This window comes from Hoeflea sp. AS60 (assembly GCF_038900115.1).
Taxonomy (GTDB): Bacteria; Pseudomonadota; Alphaproteobacteria; order Rhizobiales; family Rhizobiaceae; genus Hoeflea.
In genome coordinates, this window is record NZ_JBBMQP010000001.1 from 1,181,879 (window position 1) to 1,196,496 (window position 14,618).

The 14,618-nt window shown below is 60.8% G+C and carries 15 protein-coding genes; 8 read left to right on the top strand and 7 right to left on the bottom strand.

Annotation, left to right across the window (positions count from 1 at the left end; genetic code table 11):
- The first annotated feature begins 124 nt into the window (after positions 1-124).
- From WNZ14_RS05445 to WNZ14_RS05465, 5 genes are all read left to right on the top strand, one after another.
- A complete protein-coding gene (locus WNZ14_RS05445) occupies positions 125-502 on the top strand; it encodes a methylglyoxal synthase (protein WP_342867574.1) in 378 nt (125 codons plus the stop codon).
- Between the two features lie 71 nt (positions 503-573).
- A complete protein-coding gene (locus tag WNZ14_RS05450; RefSeq protein WP_342867575.1) occupies positions 574-1,599 on the top strand; it encodes a glucokinase in 1,026 nt (341 codons plus the stop codon).
- Positions 1,600-1,748: 149 nt separating this feature from the next.
- Positions 1,749-3,530: an ABC transporter ATP-binding protein gene (locus WNZ14_RS05455; protein ID WP_342868516.1), complete on the top strand. Its 1,782-nt coding sequence runs from the start codon at positions 1,749-1,751 to the stop codon at positions 3,528-3,530.
- Positions 3,527-4,357: a 4-hydroxy-tetrahydrodipicolinate reductase gene (gene dapB, locus WNZ14_RS05460; protein ID WP_342867576.1), complete on the top strand. Its 831-nt coding sequence runs from the start codon at positions 3,527-3,529 to the stop codon at positions 4,355-4,357. Before WNZ14_RS05455 ends, dapB begins: the two co-directional genes overlap by 4 nt.
- 45 nt (positions 4,358-4,402) lie before the next feature.
- The gene (locus WNZ14_RS05465) at positions 4,403-5,038 is read left to right on the top strand and encodes a 2,3-bisphosphoglycerate-dependent phosphoglycerate mutase (protein WP_342867577.1); all 636 of its coding nucleotides are present in this window, start codon (positions 4,403-4,405) and stop codon (positions 5,036-5,038) included.
- Positions 5,039-5,055: 17 nt separating this feature from the next.
- On the opposite strand, the gene WNZ14_RS05470 is transcribed toward WNZ14_RS05465, so the two are convergent.
- Both WNZ14_RS05470 and WNZ14_RS05475 read right to left on the bottom strand, forming a co-directional pair.
- Entirely contained in the window at positions 5,056-5,940 is an 885-nt protein-coding gene (locus tag WNZ14_RS05470) for a bifunctional helix-turn-helix domain-containing protein/methylated-DNA--[protein]-cysteine S-methyltransferase (RefSeq protein ID WP_342867578.1), read from the bottom strand.
- A 78-nt stretch (positions 5,941-6,018) separates the two neighbouring features.
- Positions 6,019-6,510, bottom strand: a complete 492-nt coding sequence (locus WNZ14_RS05475) for a DUF2244 domain-containing protein (protein WP_342867579.1) — start codon at positions 6,508-6,510, stop codon at positions 6,019-6,021.
- Positions 6,511-6,553: 43 nt separating this feature from the next.
- Here WNZ14_RS05475 and nth point away from each other — a divergent pair, with 43 nt between their 5' ends.
- A complete protein-coding gene (gene nth, locus WNZ14_RS05480) occupies positions 6,554-7,366 on the top strand; it encodes an endonuclease III (RefSeq protein WP_342867580.1) in 813 nt (270 codons plus the stop codon).
- 229 nt (positions 7,367-7,595) lie between these two features.
- On the opposite strand, the gene WNZ14_RS05485 is transcribed toward nth, so the two are convergent.
- From WNZ14_RS05485 to WNZ14_RS05505, 5 genes are all read right to left on the bottom strand, one after another.
- On the bottom strand, positions 7,596-8,408 hold the full coding sequence (locus tag WNZ14_RS05485) for an enoyl-CoA hydratase (protein WP_342867581.1): 813 nt from the start codon (positions 8,406-8,408) through the stop codon (positions 7,596-7,598).
- A 22-nt stretch (positions 8,409-8,430) separates the two neighbouring features.
- Entirely contained in the window at positions 8,431-8,880 is a 450-nt protein-coding gene (locus tag WNZ14_RS05490) for an OsmC family protein (protein WP_342867582.1), read from the bottom strand.
- A gap of 28 nt (positions 8,881-8,908) precedes the next feature.
- A complete protein-coding gene (locus WNZ14_RS05495; RefSeq protein ID WP_342867583.1) occupies positions 8,909-10,072 on the bottom strand; it encodes a glycine cleavage T C-terminal barrel domain-containing protein in 1,164 nt (387 codons plus the stop codon).
- Between the two features lie 163 nt (positions 10,073-10,235).
- A complete protein-coding gene (locus WNZ14_RS05500) occupies positions 10,236-10,892 on the bottom strand; it encodes an Lrp/AsnC family transcriptional regulator (protein WP_342867584.1) in 657 nt (218 codons plus the stop codon).
- A 160-nt stretch (positions 10,893-11,052) separates the two neighbouring features.
- Complete coding sequence (locus WNZ14_RS05505) at positions 11,053-11,790, bottom strand: sulfate transporter family protein (RefSeq protein ID WP_342867585.1); 738 nt, start codon at positions 11,788-11,790, stop codon at positions 11,053-11,055.
- Between the two features lie 236 nt (positions 11,791-12,026).
- Here WNZ14_RS05505 and WNZ14_RS05510 point away from each other — a divergent pair, with 236 nt between their 5' ends.
- Positions 12,027-13,139, top strand: coding sequence for a GNAT family N-acetyltransferase/peptidase C39 family protein (locus WNZ14_RS05510; RefSeq protein ID WP_342867586.1), 1,113 nt, complete (start codon positions 12,027-12,029; stop codon positions 13,137-13,139).
- A complete protein-coding gene (locus tag WNZ14_RS05515; protein WP_342867587.1) occupies positions 13,132-14,589 on the top strand; it encodes a RimK family protein in 1,458 nt (485 codons plus the stop codon). Before WNZ14_RS05510 ends, WNZ14_RS05515 begins: the two co-directional genes overlap by 8 nt.
- The last annotated feature ends 29 nt before the right edge of the window (positions 14,590-14,618 follow it).

Genomic DNA, 14,618 nt, shown 5'->3' on the forward strand with positions numbered 1-14,618 from the left:
ATCGAAATTTCGTCATCCAGACGGCTTTTGTTTGTTTGGGGGACAAGCTATAGAATTGCGTATCAAATCGATTGAAAGAGTTGAATCCGCCACATGGCTGTGGTTCATCTGATGACGGAGCGCCATGACCGTTCACAAAGCCGTTGCACTGATCGCGCATGACCAGAAGAAGGATGATCTGGCGGACTTTGCCAGATCCCACCAGAATGCGTTGTCACGGTTTCCGATCGTTGCCACCGGCACCACCGGCGGACGCATATCAGATGCCTGTCCCGATCTTGATGTCAGGCGGCTCAAGAGCGGACCACTGGGCGGTGACCAGCAGATTGGCGCCTTGATCGCCACCGGCGATGTGGGGCTGCTTATCTTTTTTGTCGATCCGCTGACGGCAATGCCGCATGATGTTGATGTCAAGGCGCTTATGCGGCTTGCCATCGTCTACGATATTCCGATGGCGCTCAATCGCGCCACGGCTGATGTCCTGCTCAAGGCGCTTGGATAACCAGCTGAACTTCTCTGGTGCAGTCTCAAGAGTTGCACCGCAACCAGATCAGGCCTTACGGGGACCAGAGCATGCCCACTCCCATTGAATCCGACCATTCCCTCGCATTCCCGATCCTGATCGGCGATATAGGCGGCACCAATGCCCGCTTCGCCATCCTGATGGACGCCAACGCCGCGCCGAAGGAATTCCCGATACTGGCCACGGCCGACTTTCCGACCATTGACGAGGCGATCCAGACGGGCGTGCTCGACAAGACGTCGCTACAGCCGCGATCTGCCATTCTCGCGGTAGCTGGTCCGATCAAGGGCGACGAGATCGACCTGACCAATTGCGCCTGGGTGATACAGCCAAAAGTGATGATCCGCGATCTCGGCTTCGAGAACGTCGTGGTGATCAACGATTTCGAGGCGCAGGGGCTGGCAGCGGCTTCGCTCGGGACCGAGTATCTGGAAAAAATCGGCGGCGGCGAAATCCGGCCGTCGACCTCGCGCGTTGTGGTCGGCCCCGGCACCGGTCTCGGCGTTTCGGGTCTGGTGCATGCCCGCCACACCTGGTTTCCGGTGCCGGGCGAGGGAGGCCATATAGATATGGGTCCGCGTTCGAAGCGGGATTATGAGCTGTTTCCGCTTTACGATCCGATCGAAGGCCGGATTTCTGCCGAGCAATTGCTTTCCGGACGCGGTATGATGAACATCTACCGCGCCATTTGCCAGGCAGATGGCGTCAAGCCTGCTGCCGCCACGCCTTCCGAGGTGACAGCGCACTGGGCGGCCGGATCAGACGCGGCTGCTGTTGAGACGATCGAGTTGTTTGTCACCTATCTTGGCCGCATTGCAGGTGACCTCGCGATGATTTTCATGGCGCGCGGGGGCGTTTTCCTTGCCGGCGGGATTGTGCAGAAAATTCTGCCAGCGCTCAATCAGCCGCGTTTCCGTGAGGCTTTTGAGGACAAGGCGCCGCATAGCGCCATCCTCAGGACGATTCCGACATTCGTCATCACCCATCCGCTTGCAGCGTTGTCGGGCCTTGCGGCCTATGCTCGCACCCCGGTGCGTTTCGGTGTTGCGACCGAAGGCCGGCGCTGGAAAGCATAGGCAAAAGGAATTCAACCCGCTATAGAGCCGCCATGAACAGCGCGGGGAAACTCCCGCCTGATTTAGACGGCGCTTCTCACTGGGCGCTGACAGGGTGACAAGACGTGAAGAGCGGCAGGACCATCAAGCTGGATGTGCAATCACTGACAATGATGATCCGCCGGATCATCCGTGAGAATGGCCGCGATTACGTCAAGACCTACATATTCGCTGCCATTTGCCTGGTTCTGGTTGCCGCTTCCACGGCCTTCATGGCGTGGATCATGGAATCCGTCATCAATGAGGCCTTCGCCAAGGGGAACGCCAGTGCGATCTGGGCGATCTGCGGATCGGTGCTGGCGGCATTCATCATCCGCGGCGCGGCCTCCTATGGACAGGCCGTGGCGCTGGCGCAAGTCGGAAACAACCTCGTCGCCCGCTATCAGCAGCGCCTGATCGACCACCTGATGAGCCTCGGGATGAGCTATTTTGGCGACACCCGTTCTGCCCAGATAGCTGCCCAGATCTCCCAGAATGTCGCCGGTATCCGCGACGTCATGAATCTCACGATCACCTCCTTTGCGCGTGACCTGCTGACCTTGATCGCGCTTCTGGTCGTCATGCTGACCAAGGACCCGGTCCTCAGTGTGATCGTGTTCTTCGGCGCGCCGCCGGTGCTCATCGGGTTGCGCTATATTTCCAAACGGCTCAGGAATGCGACGCGCGAATCGATCGACCTCAACAGTCGCGTCCTCAGCGCGATGCAGGAGACGGTGCAAGGCATCACCATCGTCAAGGCTTTCACGATGGAAGAGCAGATCAGCGCCCGTACGGCCGAGCTGATCAAGGCCGCCGAGAGCCGCGCCAACCGCATTGCACGTTTGACCGAGCGGACAGCACCCCTTGTCGAAACCATCGCCGGGCTGGCGATATCCGGTGTCATCGCTTACGCGGCCTTCCGCTCGATCTACGGCAGCGTGCTGCCCGGAGCGTTCTTTTCCTTCATCACGGCAATGTTGCTTGCCTACGATCCGGCCCGGCGGCTGGCACGGCTCCAGATCAATCTCGAGCGCGCTGTCGTCAATGCGCGAATGATCTACGAGATCCTCGACGAGGAACCGACGCAGGGCGACCGGACCGGGGCCGCGCCGATTTCGGTCAAGGGCGGCGAGATCGAGTTCCGCAACATCGGCTTTGGCTATGGCCAAGATGATGTCGTTCTCAATGACGTGAGTTTCATCGCCGAAGCGGGAAAAACCACGGCAATTGTCGGCCCGTCTGGCGCCGGCAAGTCGACGGTCATTTCGCTTGTGCCGCGCTTTCACGATCCTGCCTCGGGCCAGGTGCTGATCGATGGCGTCGACATCGCCTCCGTGGCCAAGAAATCGCTGCGGCATCAGATCGCTTATGTCTCTCAGCAGCCGTGGCTGTTTGAAGGCTCGATCCGCGACAACCTGCGCTATGCCCGCCCGCTTGCGACCGATGCCGAGATCGAGGACGCGGCAAGGCTCGCCAATGCGCACGAATTCATTCTCGCCCAACCGCTTGGCTATGACACGCTGCTTGGTGAAAACGGCGTCAACCTGTCGGGTGGGCAGCGCCAGCGGATCTCGATTGCCCGTGCGCTTGTCCGAAATGCGCCTATCCTGCTTCTCGATGAGGCGACCTCGGCGCTCGACAACGAATCCGAAGCTGCGGTGCAAGAGGCTCTGGAGAGTGTCATGCAGGATCGCACGGTGCTGGTTATCGCACACCGGCTTTCGACAATCGCTCGCGCCGACCGTATTGTGGTCATGCAGGCGGGCCGGGTGGTGGAAGTTGGCACTCATGCCGATCTGATCGCCAACAGGGACGGGCTTTATGCGCGTCTTCAGGCCTACAGCGAGACCGGCGCCGACGCAGGCCAAAACCGCGTCGCCGCCGGGACGGAGACAAACGGAGACAAGGCATGACAGCACCAACCGGAAGCATGGGCCTGATTGTTGTCGGCGCCGCCGGCCGTATGGGCCAGGCCCTGATCCGCACAATTGCCGAGATTGACGGCGTTCATCTCGCGGGCGCCATCGAGCGACCCGGATCGGATGCGCTTGGCAAGGATGCCGGTGAGCTGGCAGGGCTGGGCCCGAACGAGATCCTGATCACCGACGATGCGCTGCCGGTCTTTGCCAAGGCCGAAGGTGTGCTCGATTTCACAGCGCCTGCTGCGACCCTCGAGTTTGCCGATCTCGCCGCCCAGGCGCGCATCGTCCATGTCATCGGCACCACCGGCATGGATGAGAGCCACGAAGCAAGGCTAAATGCCGCCTCGCGCCACTGCCGCATCGTCAAGTCCGGCAACATGAGCCTCGGCGTCAATCTGCTCTCCGTGCTGGTGCGCCAGGCAGCCAAAGCGCTCGATGCAGCCGACTGGGATATCGAAGTTCTCGAAATGCATCATCGCCACAAGGTCGATGCGCCATCAGGCACAGCCTTGTTGCTGGGAGAGGCCGCAGCCGAGGGCCGCGCGATTGCCCTCAACGAGAATGCGGTCAAAGTCCGTGACGGCCATACCGGACCGCGCGAGCAGGGCACCATCGGCTTTGCCACCCTGCGCGGCGGCTCGGTGATAGGAGAGCACTCGGTCATCCTCGCCGGCGAAGGCGAAACAGTTGAACTGACCCACCGCGCCACCGACCGTTCGGTATTTGCCCGTGGCGCTGTCCGCGCCGCCCTCTGGGCACGCCACCAAAAGCCGGGTTACTATTCCATGCTCGATGTGCTTGGTCTTAGCGACCACTGATCCAAACCGCCTGAACCCCAAATTGTCTGAGAGAGGGAAATCACCATGTCCGGAACGCTCGTCCTTGTCCGCCACGGCCAAAGCGAATGGAACCTGAAAAACCTGTTCACGGGCTGGAAGGATCCTGACCTTACCGAACTCGGCGTTGAAGAAGCCAAGACCGGGGCTCAGGCGCTGAAAGAAACCGGCCTCAAGTTTGATGTCGCCTTCACCTCGGTTCTGATCCGCGCCCAGCACACGCTCGACCTGATCATGGACGGCATCGGCCAGACCGATCTGCCGGTGATCCGTGACGAGGCGCTCAATGAGCGCGACTACGGCGATCTGGCTGGTCTCAACAAGGACGACGCCCGCAAGAAATGGGGCGAGGAGCAGGTCCATATCTGGCGCCGCTCTTATGACGTGCCGCCACCTGGTGGCGAAAGCCTGAAAGACACCGGCGCCCGCGTCTGGCCCTATTACATGACCGAGATCCTGCCCCGCGTGCTGCGCGGCGAGACAGTTCTGGTCGCAGCCCATGGGAATTCCCTGCGCTCGCTCCTGATGATCCTCGACCGTCTAGACCGCGAGCAGATCCTCTCGGTCAATCTCGCGACCGGCGTGCCCATGGTCTACAAGCTCTACGCCGATTCCACCGTCGCCTCGAAAGAGGTGCTGGGCGATATGTCCAAGGCGCACTGACGGGCTTAGAGCCGCCCTCATGCTCCCGACTGCACGCAGCCGGTCTCCCAGCCGAGCATGGCCCGCTTGCGGGTGATCCCCCAGTGATAGCCGGTCAGTGCGCCGGATTTGCCGAGCGCCCGGTGACACGGCACGACGAAGGAGATCGGGTTGCGCCCGACTGCCGCGCCCACCGCGCGCGAAGCTGACGGCTTGCCGATGGCGCGGGCGACATCCTGATAGGTCGAGGCGGTCCCTAGCGGAATCCGCAAGAGCGCCTCCCAGACCCGAACCTGAAAATCCGTGCCGATCATGACGATCCTGAGCGGCTGGTCGGCGCTCCACTGCTCCGGTGAGAAGATCCGCCTGACATAGGAAGCGGTGGCCTCCTGATCCGACGCAAACCGCGCGCCCGGCCAGCGCTTGGTCATGTCCTCCAGCGCCGCCTGCTCTCCGCCGGGATCGGCAAAAGCGAGGCCGCAGAGCCCGCGGTCGGTGGCCAGCACCACCGCCGTGCCGAACGGGGAGGGGTGGAACCCGTAGCTGATCTGCAGCCCCGCGCCGCCGGTCTTGAAATCGCCCGGGCTCATCGCCTCATGGGTGACGAAGAGATCATGCAGCCGCCCCGGTCCCGACAGCCCCAGCTCGTAGCTCGCATCCAACAGCGGCAAGCCGTCATGGCCGAGCAGGCGCCTTGCGTGATCCAGCGTCACAGCCTGCAAGAAGGCTTTCGGTGTCAGTCCGGCCCAGCGGCTGAACGTCTTCTGCAGTTTTCCGGGCGCAACCCCGAGGTCAGACGCGATGTCCTCCAGCGAAGGCTGGGCGCGATAGTCGAGCGAAATCCGCTCGATTGTCTTGCGGACAAGATCGTAATCAGCGCCTTGCGGGGTGATGTCGCGGTCAAGCTGTGCGGTAATGGTCATGGTCTGGCTCCTTACGCACACTCAACCATGAGCCGAAGCCACTAGCCACCCGAAACACGCCGGGCTTGGAAAATCCTCTCAGCGCTTCTTGATCGTCGCCAGCGCCCGCTGAAAAGCGGTGGCGAAGCTTTCCTTGTCGTCGGGATTGAGGAAAGAGCCCACATCTGTCTGCTGACCCTGGCCGCTGATCTGCATGTCGGTGATGCCGATCTCGTCGTGGCGGGCGATGTTGAACCGCGTCCAGAATGGATTGAATGTGTGGTTGATCGCCCGCCCGGAGGGAAACACCTTGCGCACCTCAAGGTCGGTGCGGGACATGCGGATGAATTCGCGCATCCGCCCGGAACGGTAGCTGAGCCAGAACGCGCCGAACAGAAGCGCCAGGTCGAGCCCGAAAAAGGCGAACACCGGCCAGGCCCCGATCCTTGCGAATATGACCATATGCACAGCTGCGATGACGGTTGCGATCGTCATCAGCAGCACGAATCCAAGCCGCCCGAGCGAACGGTGCGGACTCAGAACCGCTTCAAAAAGGGGTTCCTCGTTCATCAGATGACCGGTCTCCATCATGTCAGGTTTGCCATTGGCCCTGCACCTTGATTATAGGGAAGGAATGGAAAAGCCCAAGAGCCCAAAATCAGCCAAAATGTCGCTTGCTTCTTCCGTGGCGGCAAAGAAGCCGGCCCCCGCCAAATCCCGGGCCAAATCTAGCGCCGCCCGAAAGCCGGCCACGCGCCGCCCCAGGATCCCCTATAGCTCTGAAGAGATCCGCGAGATATTCCGCCGGTTCTCGATCCAGCGGCCCGAACCCAAGGGCGAACTGGAGCACGTCAACCCGTTCACGCTTGTCGTTGCCGTGGCGTTGTCAGCGCAGGCCACCGACGCCGGCGTCAACAAGGCCACACGGGGACTGTTCGCCCTCGCCGATACGCCTGAAAAGATGCTGGCGCTTGGCGAAGACCGGGTGCGCGACCTGATCAAGACCATCGGGCTTTACCGCAACAAGGCCAAGAACGTGATCGCGCTCAGCCAGAGGCTGGTCGATGAATTCGGTGGCGAGGTGCCCCGCACGGAGAAGGAACTGGTGACGCTCCCAGGCGTCGGCCGCAAGACCGCCAATGTGGTCATGTCGATGGCCTTCGGCATTCCGACGCTTGCCGTCGACACCCATGTCCTGCGCATCGGCAACCGGCTCAGGATCGCGCCGGGCAAGACCCCCGATGAGGTTGAGGCGGCGTTCCTGAAGATCATCCCGGATGATTACCTCTTCCACGCTCACCACTGGCTGATCCTGCACGGCCGCTACTGCTGCAAGGCGCGCAAGCCCGAATGCGAACGCTGCGTCATCGCCGACATCTGCAAGTCGCTGGAAAAGACCAATGACGTGCCCGCGTTGCTGGTGGAGCTGCCGGCGCAGATTGTGTGAGGGAAGGGAACCATTGATGCGCCGGGTTACGGTGGTCGGTGCCACCCGTTTGGCACATTGGCACACCGCTGTGGCACTCCGGCATGGCGGGGGTCTTCACCTTTAGAGCAGATACCGTACCCCGGCCTCTATGCCCATCTACGCAAGGGTCGAAGCGAGTTTCCGCAAGCGTGCATAGCTCAGCCGAAGCGGTCCATATCGGTGTCATGGGCGGGCGGTTCCGCAGGCTTCAGGCATCCCGCCACGCGGGCGCGCGTTTCTGGATGAAGGCTCCAATGCCTTCCTCCGCGTCACGGGCCAGCATGTTATCGACCATCACACCGGAGGCGAAGGCATAGGCGTCGGACAGACCCATTTCGCGCTGCGCATAGTAGGCGCCTTTGCCGGTGGCCAGTGTCATGCTGGATTTGGAGGCGATCTTGCAGGCCATTTCCATTGTCGCCTGCCGCAGCTCCTCGATGACAACCGTGCGATTGACCAGTCCGATTTCTGCTGCGCGGGAGGCGGAGATCATGTCACCAGTTAAGAGCATTTCCATCGCATGTTTGTCCGCCACGTTGCGTGACAGCGCCACCATCGGGGTGGAGCAGAACAGGCCGATGTGCACTCCCGGCGTGCTGAACTGCGCGGAGTCGGCGGCAATCGCAAGATCGCAGCTGGCCACCAGCTGACATCCCGCAGCGGTCGCAACTCCGGTAACTTCGGCAATCACGGGCTTGGGGCAATTCACGATGGCCTGCATGACGCCCGAGCACATCGCCATCACCTTGGTGAAGTAGGCCCTGCCGCGATCAGCATCTGCCCGACCCGCCGTCATTTCCTTCAGATCGTGGCCTGCGCAGAAGGCGGGCCCGTTCGCAGCCAGAATGATCACCCGCACCGCAGGATTGACTCCAGCCTCGGCGAACGCCGCGGCCAAGGCCATCAGCATCGCCTCGGACAGGGCATTGCGTCGACCCGCATCATTCATGGTCAGGCGCAAAACGCCTAAATCATCCAACTCGCGCAGCAGGATGTCACTGCTTTGCACAGATTCTTGCATGAGTCAGGTCCCTTTCCGGGATTTACAGAATGTTGACTTCAACGCTGTCCGCCAAAGTGTTGGCGATGAAGCAATAGCGGTGCGCCCGATGCTGCATTTGCTCCAACTCTTTGGCGTCGACGTCGAAACCGGTGTCAAAACGCACCATCGGGTGCAGATCGATGCGCGTAACCGACATCTGGCCCTTGGCGTTCTTGCCAAGATGCGCCTCGGCATGATCATGATAGCTGGCAACCGGCCAGCCTGCTTTGGCGGACAGCGCGAGAAATGTCATCCTGTGGCAGCTGGAAAGGGCCGAAGCGAGGGCCTGCTCGGGGTTGGTGTTCTCTGGCTTGCCGCCCCAATCCGGGGCGGCGTCGACCTGAACCTCGTGGCTGTTGTTATAGCGCACAATATGCTCGGCTGAATATTTACCGGGCTCCAGAACGGCGTCTGAGCGATGCCAGTGCAGTTCGATTGCGAGGTCGGACATGGTTCAGGTCTCTGTTTTGGCGATTCGCTCAGGCGGCGGCGGCGAGCTTCTTCTGCGGATCGTAGAACGGCCGCTCCACGATGGTGGCACGTTCCGTTCCGGCCTCGTTGACAAGCCCGGTCCTGTTAACAACATCGAACTGGGCGCCCAGAATGGCATGTTCTGTCGAGACCATCGCCAGTGCGATGTTCTGGTTCAGGCGCGGCGAGTAGACCGCGGACGTTACCTTGCCGATGATCACACCATCCTTCTTGATCGGCCAATACGAGGTATTCGGGCCATTCAGGGGGCTGCCTTCGATGATCAGGCCCACCTGTTTGCGGGTCAAACCCTGCTCCTTGATACGGCGAAGCGCCGCTTTGCCGATGAAATCCGCCTCGATGTCCAGGTTCACCAGCCGGTCCAGTCCCAGCTCAAACGGGTTGGTCTTGTTGTCCGCATCCGCGTGGTAGGACAGCATTCCGCCCTCGATCCGGCGAATGGAGGAAGTGTGCCCCGGTTTCAGACCGAAGGGTGCGCCCGCAGCCATGATCCGCTCCCACAGCGCGTCACCATGCCTGCTGTCACGAAGGTAGATCTCGTAGCCCAGCTCGCTGGACCAGCCGGTGCGCGATATCAGCAACGGGATGCCATCAAGTTCGACCTCTCGCAGCCAGTAGTACTTCAGGTCCATGATGCTGTCGCCAAACAGCGCCTGCATGATCTGGCCCGACTTTGGTCCCTGCAATTGCAACGGCGACACATCGGGTTCGTCGATCGTGACATCCATCCCGGCATGCACCGCTACGCCCTGCGCCCAGAGCAGGATGTCACTGTCTGCCAGTGAGATCCAGAAGTGGTTCTCGCCCAGCCGCAGCAGGATGGGGTCATTCAGCAGGCCGCCATCGGCGTTGCAGATAAGGATGTATTTGCACTGACCCACAGCCATCTTGGACAGATCGCGCGATGTCAGCGTCTGGACGAATTTCGCCGCATCCGGGCCGGTGATTTCCACCTGACGCTCGACTGCCACGTCACACAGGATCGCATCGTTCACCAGGTTCCAGAAGTTCTGTTCCGGATCGCCAAAGTCACGCGGGATATACATGTGATTGTAGACCGAAAACCCCTTGGCGCCCCACCGCACGGTGGCTTCAAAATAGGGGGACTTGCGGATCTGCGTTCCGAACCCGAAATCGTCTGCTTGCGTCATTGTCATCGCCCTTGTTTCTCGATGGCCGGATTGGCCGCGTGATGCCCGAAACCTGACGACGATTTAGTCCCAGTCTCAGCAAAAAAGTGGACTGAAAACTGGCAACGCAAAGACTGAACAGACCGTTTTGCTGGCACGGAATGGGCCGGTTGGACGGGTAGCGTCAGCCGCGACGCTTTGCGGCCAGTTTAGCAAGGTTCGGCTTGCTTGATTTGATCCGCCGGGTGGCGATGTAAATCATATAGCGGTCAATCCCGAGATCGGCCGCCAGCAGGGTCTCCATCAAGGCTTGGAACGAGACGAGATCAGAGGTGATCACTTCCATCACATAGTCCATGCCACCGCCCGTGGAGACGCAATCGGTGATCTCGTCGAGGCCCCGGATAAAGGTCTCGAACCGATCAAAATCCGCCTTTCGGTGATGCGTCAGCGAGATTGTCACGACAACCTGGGTGAAATCGGCAATCTGGTCCAGCGCGATATCCGCATGGTATCCGCGAATGAACCCCGCCGCCTTCAGCCGATCCAGACGGGCCCAAACGGGCGTGGCGGAAATATTGGCGATCTCGGCAAGTTTGGTTTTGCTCAATTGTCCATGCTGCTGGACCGCGCTGAGAATACGAATATCCGTGCTATCAAGACCAAACTTTTTCATGAGCCAAAACTTTCGCCGCACCCTCCCGTGCGATGGAAACAGCAAGCTGCAGCCTGCTGTGTAGAAGTATTCATAGGTCATGAGTGTTGAGCTTGCGACCGGTTTTGCGACACCAACTGGAACAACCGCGTCGGGAACCGTCTCTTGTGATTGTTTTTGGAGCATTGGTCATACGGCTCGCGGCTTTTACTCAACCACCCAGCCACCCAGCCGCGATCTATTGATTTCCTGAAAGGCCGCTGTCACCCCAATCCGATGATGACAGAGCATCTGAAGTGAAGATCAGGTTCCCGCCAAAGGCAGGCAAACGATAGATTGCGCTTATTCAGTCCCGATCTTGGCGCATGTCGCTGAGCGGCGATGCACCCGCTTTCATCGCAATCATCTTGTGCAGATGCACCATCATGCCTGCCGCAAACATCGGCGTCAGCAGGTTGAGCAGCGGTACTGAGAGGAAGGCGGCGATGATGAGGCCGGCGAAGAAAATCGTCGTCGAGTTGCGTGATCTCAGCCGCTTGGCGTCCGCCGGCGACATGAAGCGCATGGCGGCGAATTCGAAATATTCCCGGCCCAGGAGATAGCCGTTGACGAGAAAGAACGCAGCCAGATTGATCCCCGGAACGAGCAGCAGTACAAGCGCGAACAGGTTTCCGAGGCCCACCACCAGCAGGAACCCGAGGGATTGCCGGATCGACTGGGCGAGAGGCATCGGGCGACCCGGCGTCTCGTCGGGGTAGTCCCGGATCTCGATCACGTCGGCGATGTCATCGAGAAACAGGCCCGCCATCGCAGCCGTGACGGGTGCAACGAACAGCGCCAGCACCAGGGCCAGCCCGACGCCTGCGATGATGGCGGCAATAGTGCCGGCCCATCCGGCCCAGTCAGGCAGTCCGGGCAGCAGGTTTTCAAGCCATGGCATGGCAAACGACGAAAACGCCTCGCCAAGCCCGAACCATAGGCCGACCAGAAGCAGCATCGTCAGGCCGAGCGACTTGAACAGCACGGAGCGGGAAGCCGGTGAGAACAGGTTGGATCCAGCCAGTCTGGCGGCTTCGATGATCATCGCGGGCTTTTCCTCGTTAGATAGTCGCAGGGCCGCACGATCTGGCTTCCCGGCTGGAGCGGATATCATGTGGGGATTGCGCGCATCCGGGTCAACGGTTTGGGCCGATTGCAGGCCCGGACCGTCCGGTGAAATCTTGTCGGTGCCGGGTGACAGATCGACACAAATCAGCCATGATTCGAGCGCCTCAGAGGCACGCCGCCAATGGCTGTAATCACTTGTTTCCGGGAACGCCCATGTCCGCACCGCGGATACGCCCTGCCACCATTTCTGACATTGCTGCTCTGGATGCGATCGAGAAGGCCGTGTTTCCGGCTGACCGGATTTCACGCCGGTCTTTCCGCACGTTGATCGATCGTCCAACGGCCGAAACGCTCGTTATCGAGGCCGATGGGCAGATCTGCGGTTATGCTATGATCCTGTTTCGCGCAGGTGCGGCGCTGGCCCGGCTCTATTCGCTTGCAGTGGCCACGGGGCACGCCGGCAAGGGCTATGGCAGGGCGCTTCTTGCCGCGGCGGAAAAGGCCGCGATGGATCATGACCGCATTCTGCTGCGGCTTGAGGTTCGCGAGGACAACACGCCCGCAATCACGCTCTACAAGAATTCGGGCTACCACCGCATCGGTCGCGTTACCGAGTATTATGCCGACGGCATGGCAGCGCTGCGGTTCGAAAAACTGCTGCGCGGACCCGAAGCCCCTGATGTGCTGACCCCGTTCTATGAGCAGACAGCCGATTTTACCTGCGGTTCGGCCTGCCTGCTGATGGCACTGGCGCGCTTTCGCTCGCCCGAGTTTCTCGATCCGATCTGGGAAATCAGGCTGTGGCGTGAAGCCACGACGGTCTTCATGCTGTCCGGCCCCGGTGGGTGCGAACCGTTCGGCCTTGCCATGGTGGCGCGCGAGCATGGGCTCGATCCCGAGGTCTGGTGCTCGACCGAGGATCTGCTGTTTCTCGAGACGGTGCGTGATCCGGAGAAACGCCGGGTCATGGAGCTGGCCCAGACCGATTTCCGCAACCGTGTCGCAGAAGCCGGCACACCTGTGCATTATCAGGCTTTCGATCTCGACTGGCTCTGCGCCCGGCTGGCCGAGGGGCACGTCGCCATCATTCTGGTCAGCGGTTACCTGATGATGGGCAAGAAGGTGCCACATTGGGTGCTTGCCCACGGGGATGACGGTCGGCACATCTTCGTCCATGATCCCTGGGTCGAGGACGAGGTCGGCGAAACCATGGCCGACGCCGCCAATATTCCTGTTCCCTATGCGGTGTTTGACCGCATAGCCCGTTTCGGCCGCACGGGCTTACGCGCCGCTGTTCTTATCAAGGGAAGCTCTGCCCATGTCTGACTGGATCATTCTATCCACCGCGCTGGCTGGATTTGATCATGCCGCCACCAAGCACAAGGTGCTCGCCACCCGCGATTATCTGGCCCGGCCGGAACTGTTTCGCGGGGCGCGGCCCAACATTATCAACCTGTCGCGCTCCTACGCCTACCAGAGCCGCGGATATTATGCCTCCTTGCTCGCCGCCGCGCGTGGCCAGCGGGTGATCCCGTCGGTCGAAACCATCATCGATCTGTCGGCACGCAAGCTCTATGAGAATGCCATTCCCGAGCTTGAAGATTCGCTCAACAAAAGCCTGCGCGAGCACGAAGGTGCAGCACTGCCATCGCGTTTGCGGATCTTCTTTGGAACCTGCACCGATGCTCGGCTCGAGCGCTTTGGCCGGCTGCTGTTCGACTGGTTCCGCGCACCTATTCTGGAACTCACCCTGAAGCAGGGCGACTGGATCTCGATCACCAAGATCGGCCTCCTGCCGGTCAGTAAACTGGACGACGAGGGCCGTGAATCATTTTTCCAAGCCATGGCGCGGTACACGGCGCGCCAATGGAAGGATGCCAAGTCACGGGCGCCGGCGCGCTATTCCTTCGCCACCTTGGTCGACGCGAACGAAGCCATGCCGCCGTCCTCGATCGACAGCCTCAAGCACTGGTCGCGGATTGCCGCGCGCATGGGCGTTTCTGTCGAGCCGATCGGCCGCAAGGATCTGCCGCGGCTTGCCAATTTCGATGCGCTGTTCATCCGCGAAACCACCTCGATTTCCAATCACACCTACCGGTTTGCCCGCCGTGCGCAGCAGGAAGGCATGCCGGTGATCGACGATCCGGTGTCGATGATCCGCTGCACCAACAAGGTCTATCTCGATGAACTGATGGCATCCAACGGCATCCGTGTTCCCGATACGGTGATGTTGATCGGGCCGGAGGATTTCCAGCGCGCCGCCGATCAGCTCGGCTTCCCGATGGTGCTGAAAGTGCCTGATTCATCGTTCTCCCGCGGCGTCTCGAAAGTGGCCTCGATGGCCGAACTCAAGACACTGGCCGGCGCCTGGCTGCATGATTCTGAAGTGCTGATCGCGCAGAAATTCATGCCGACCAGCTTTGACTGGCGCATCGGTGTGCTTGGCGGCAAGCCGCTGTTTGCCGTGCAATACCTGATGGCCAAGAAGCACTGGCAGATCGTCAAGCACGATACCGGTGGCAAACCGCTGGAAGGCGGGTTCAAGTCGTTCTCGCTGGCGCAGGTGCCGCCACTGGTGCTCGATACCGGCCTGCGCGCCGCCTGTTCGGTCGGTGACGGGCTCTACGGCGTCGATCTCAAGGAAACCGATGACGGCGTCTTTGTCATCGAGGTCAACGACAATCCCAATCTTGAGCACGGTGTCGAGGATGCTGCGGAAAAGGACGAGGTCTGGACCCGCCTGACCAACTGGTTCATCGAGCGGATAGCCACCTGATCCGGCCGGAAGCTGGTGCAGGGCTTGCC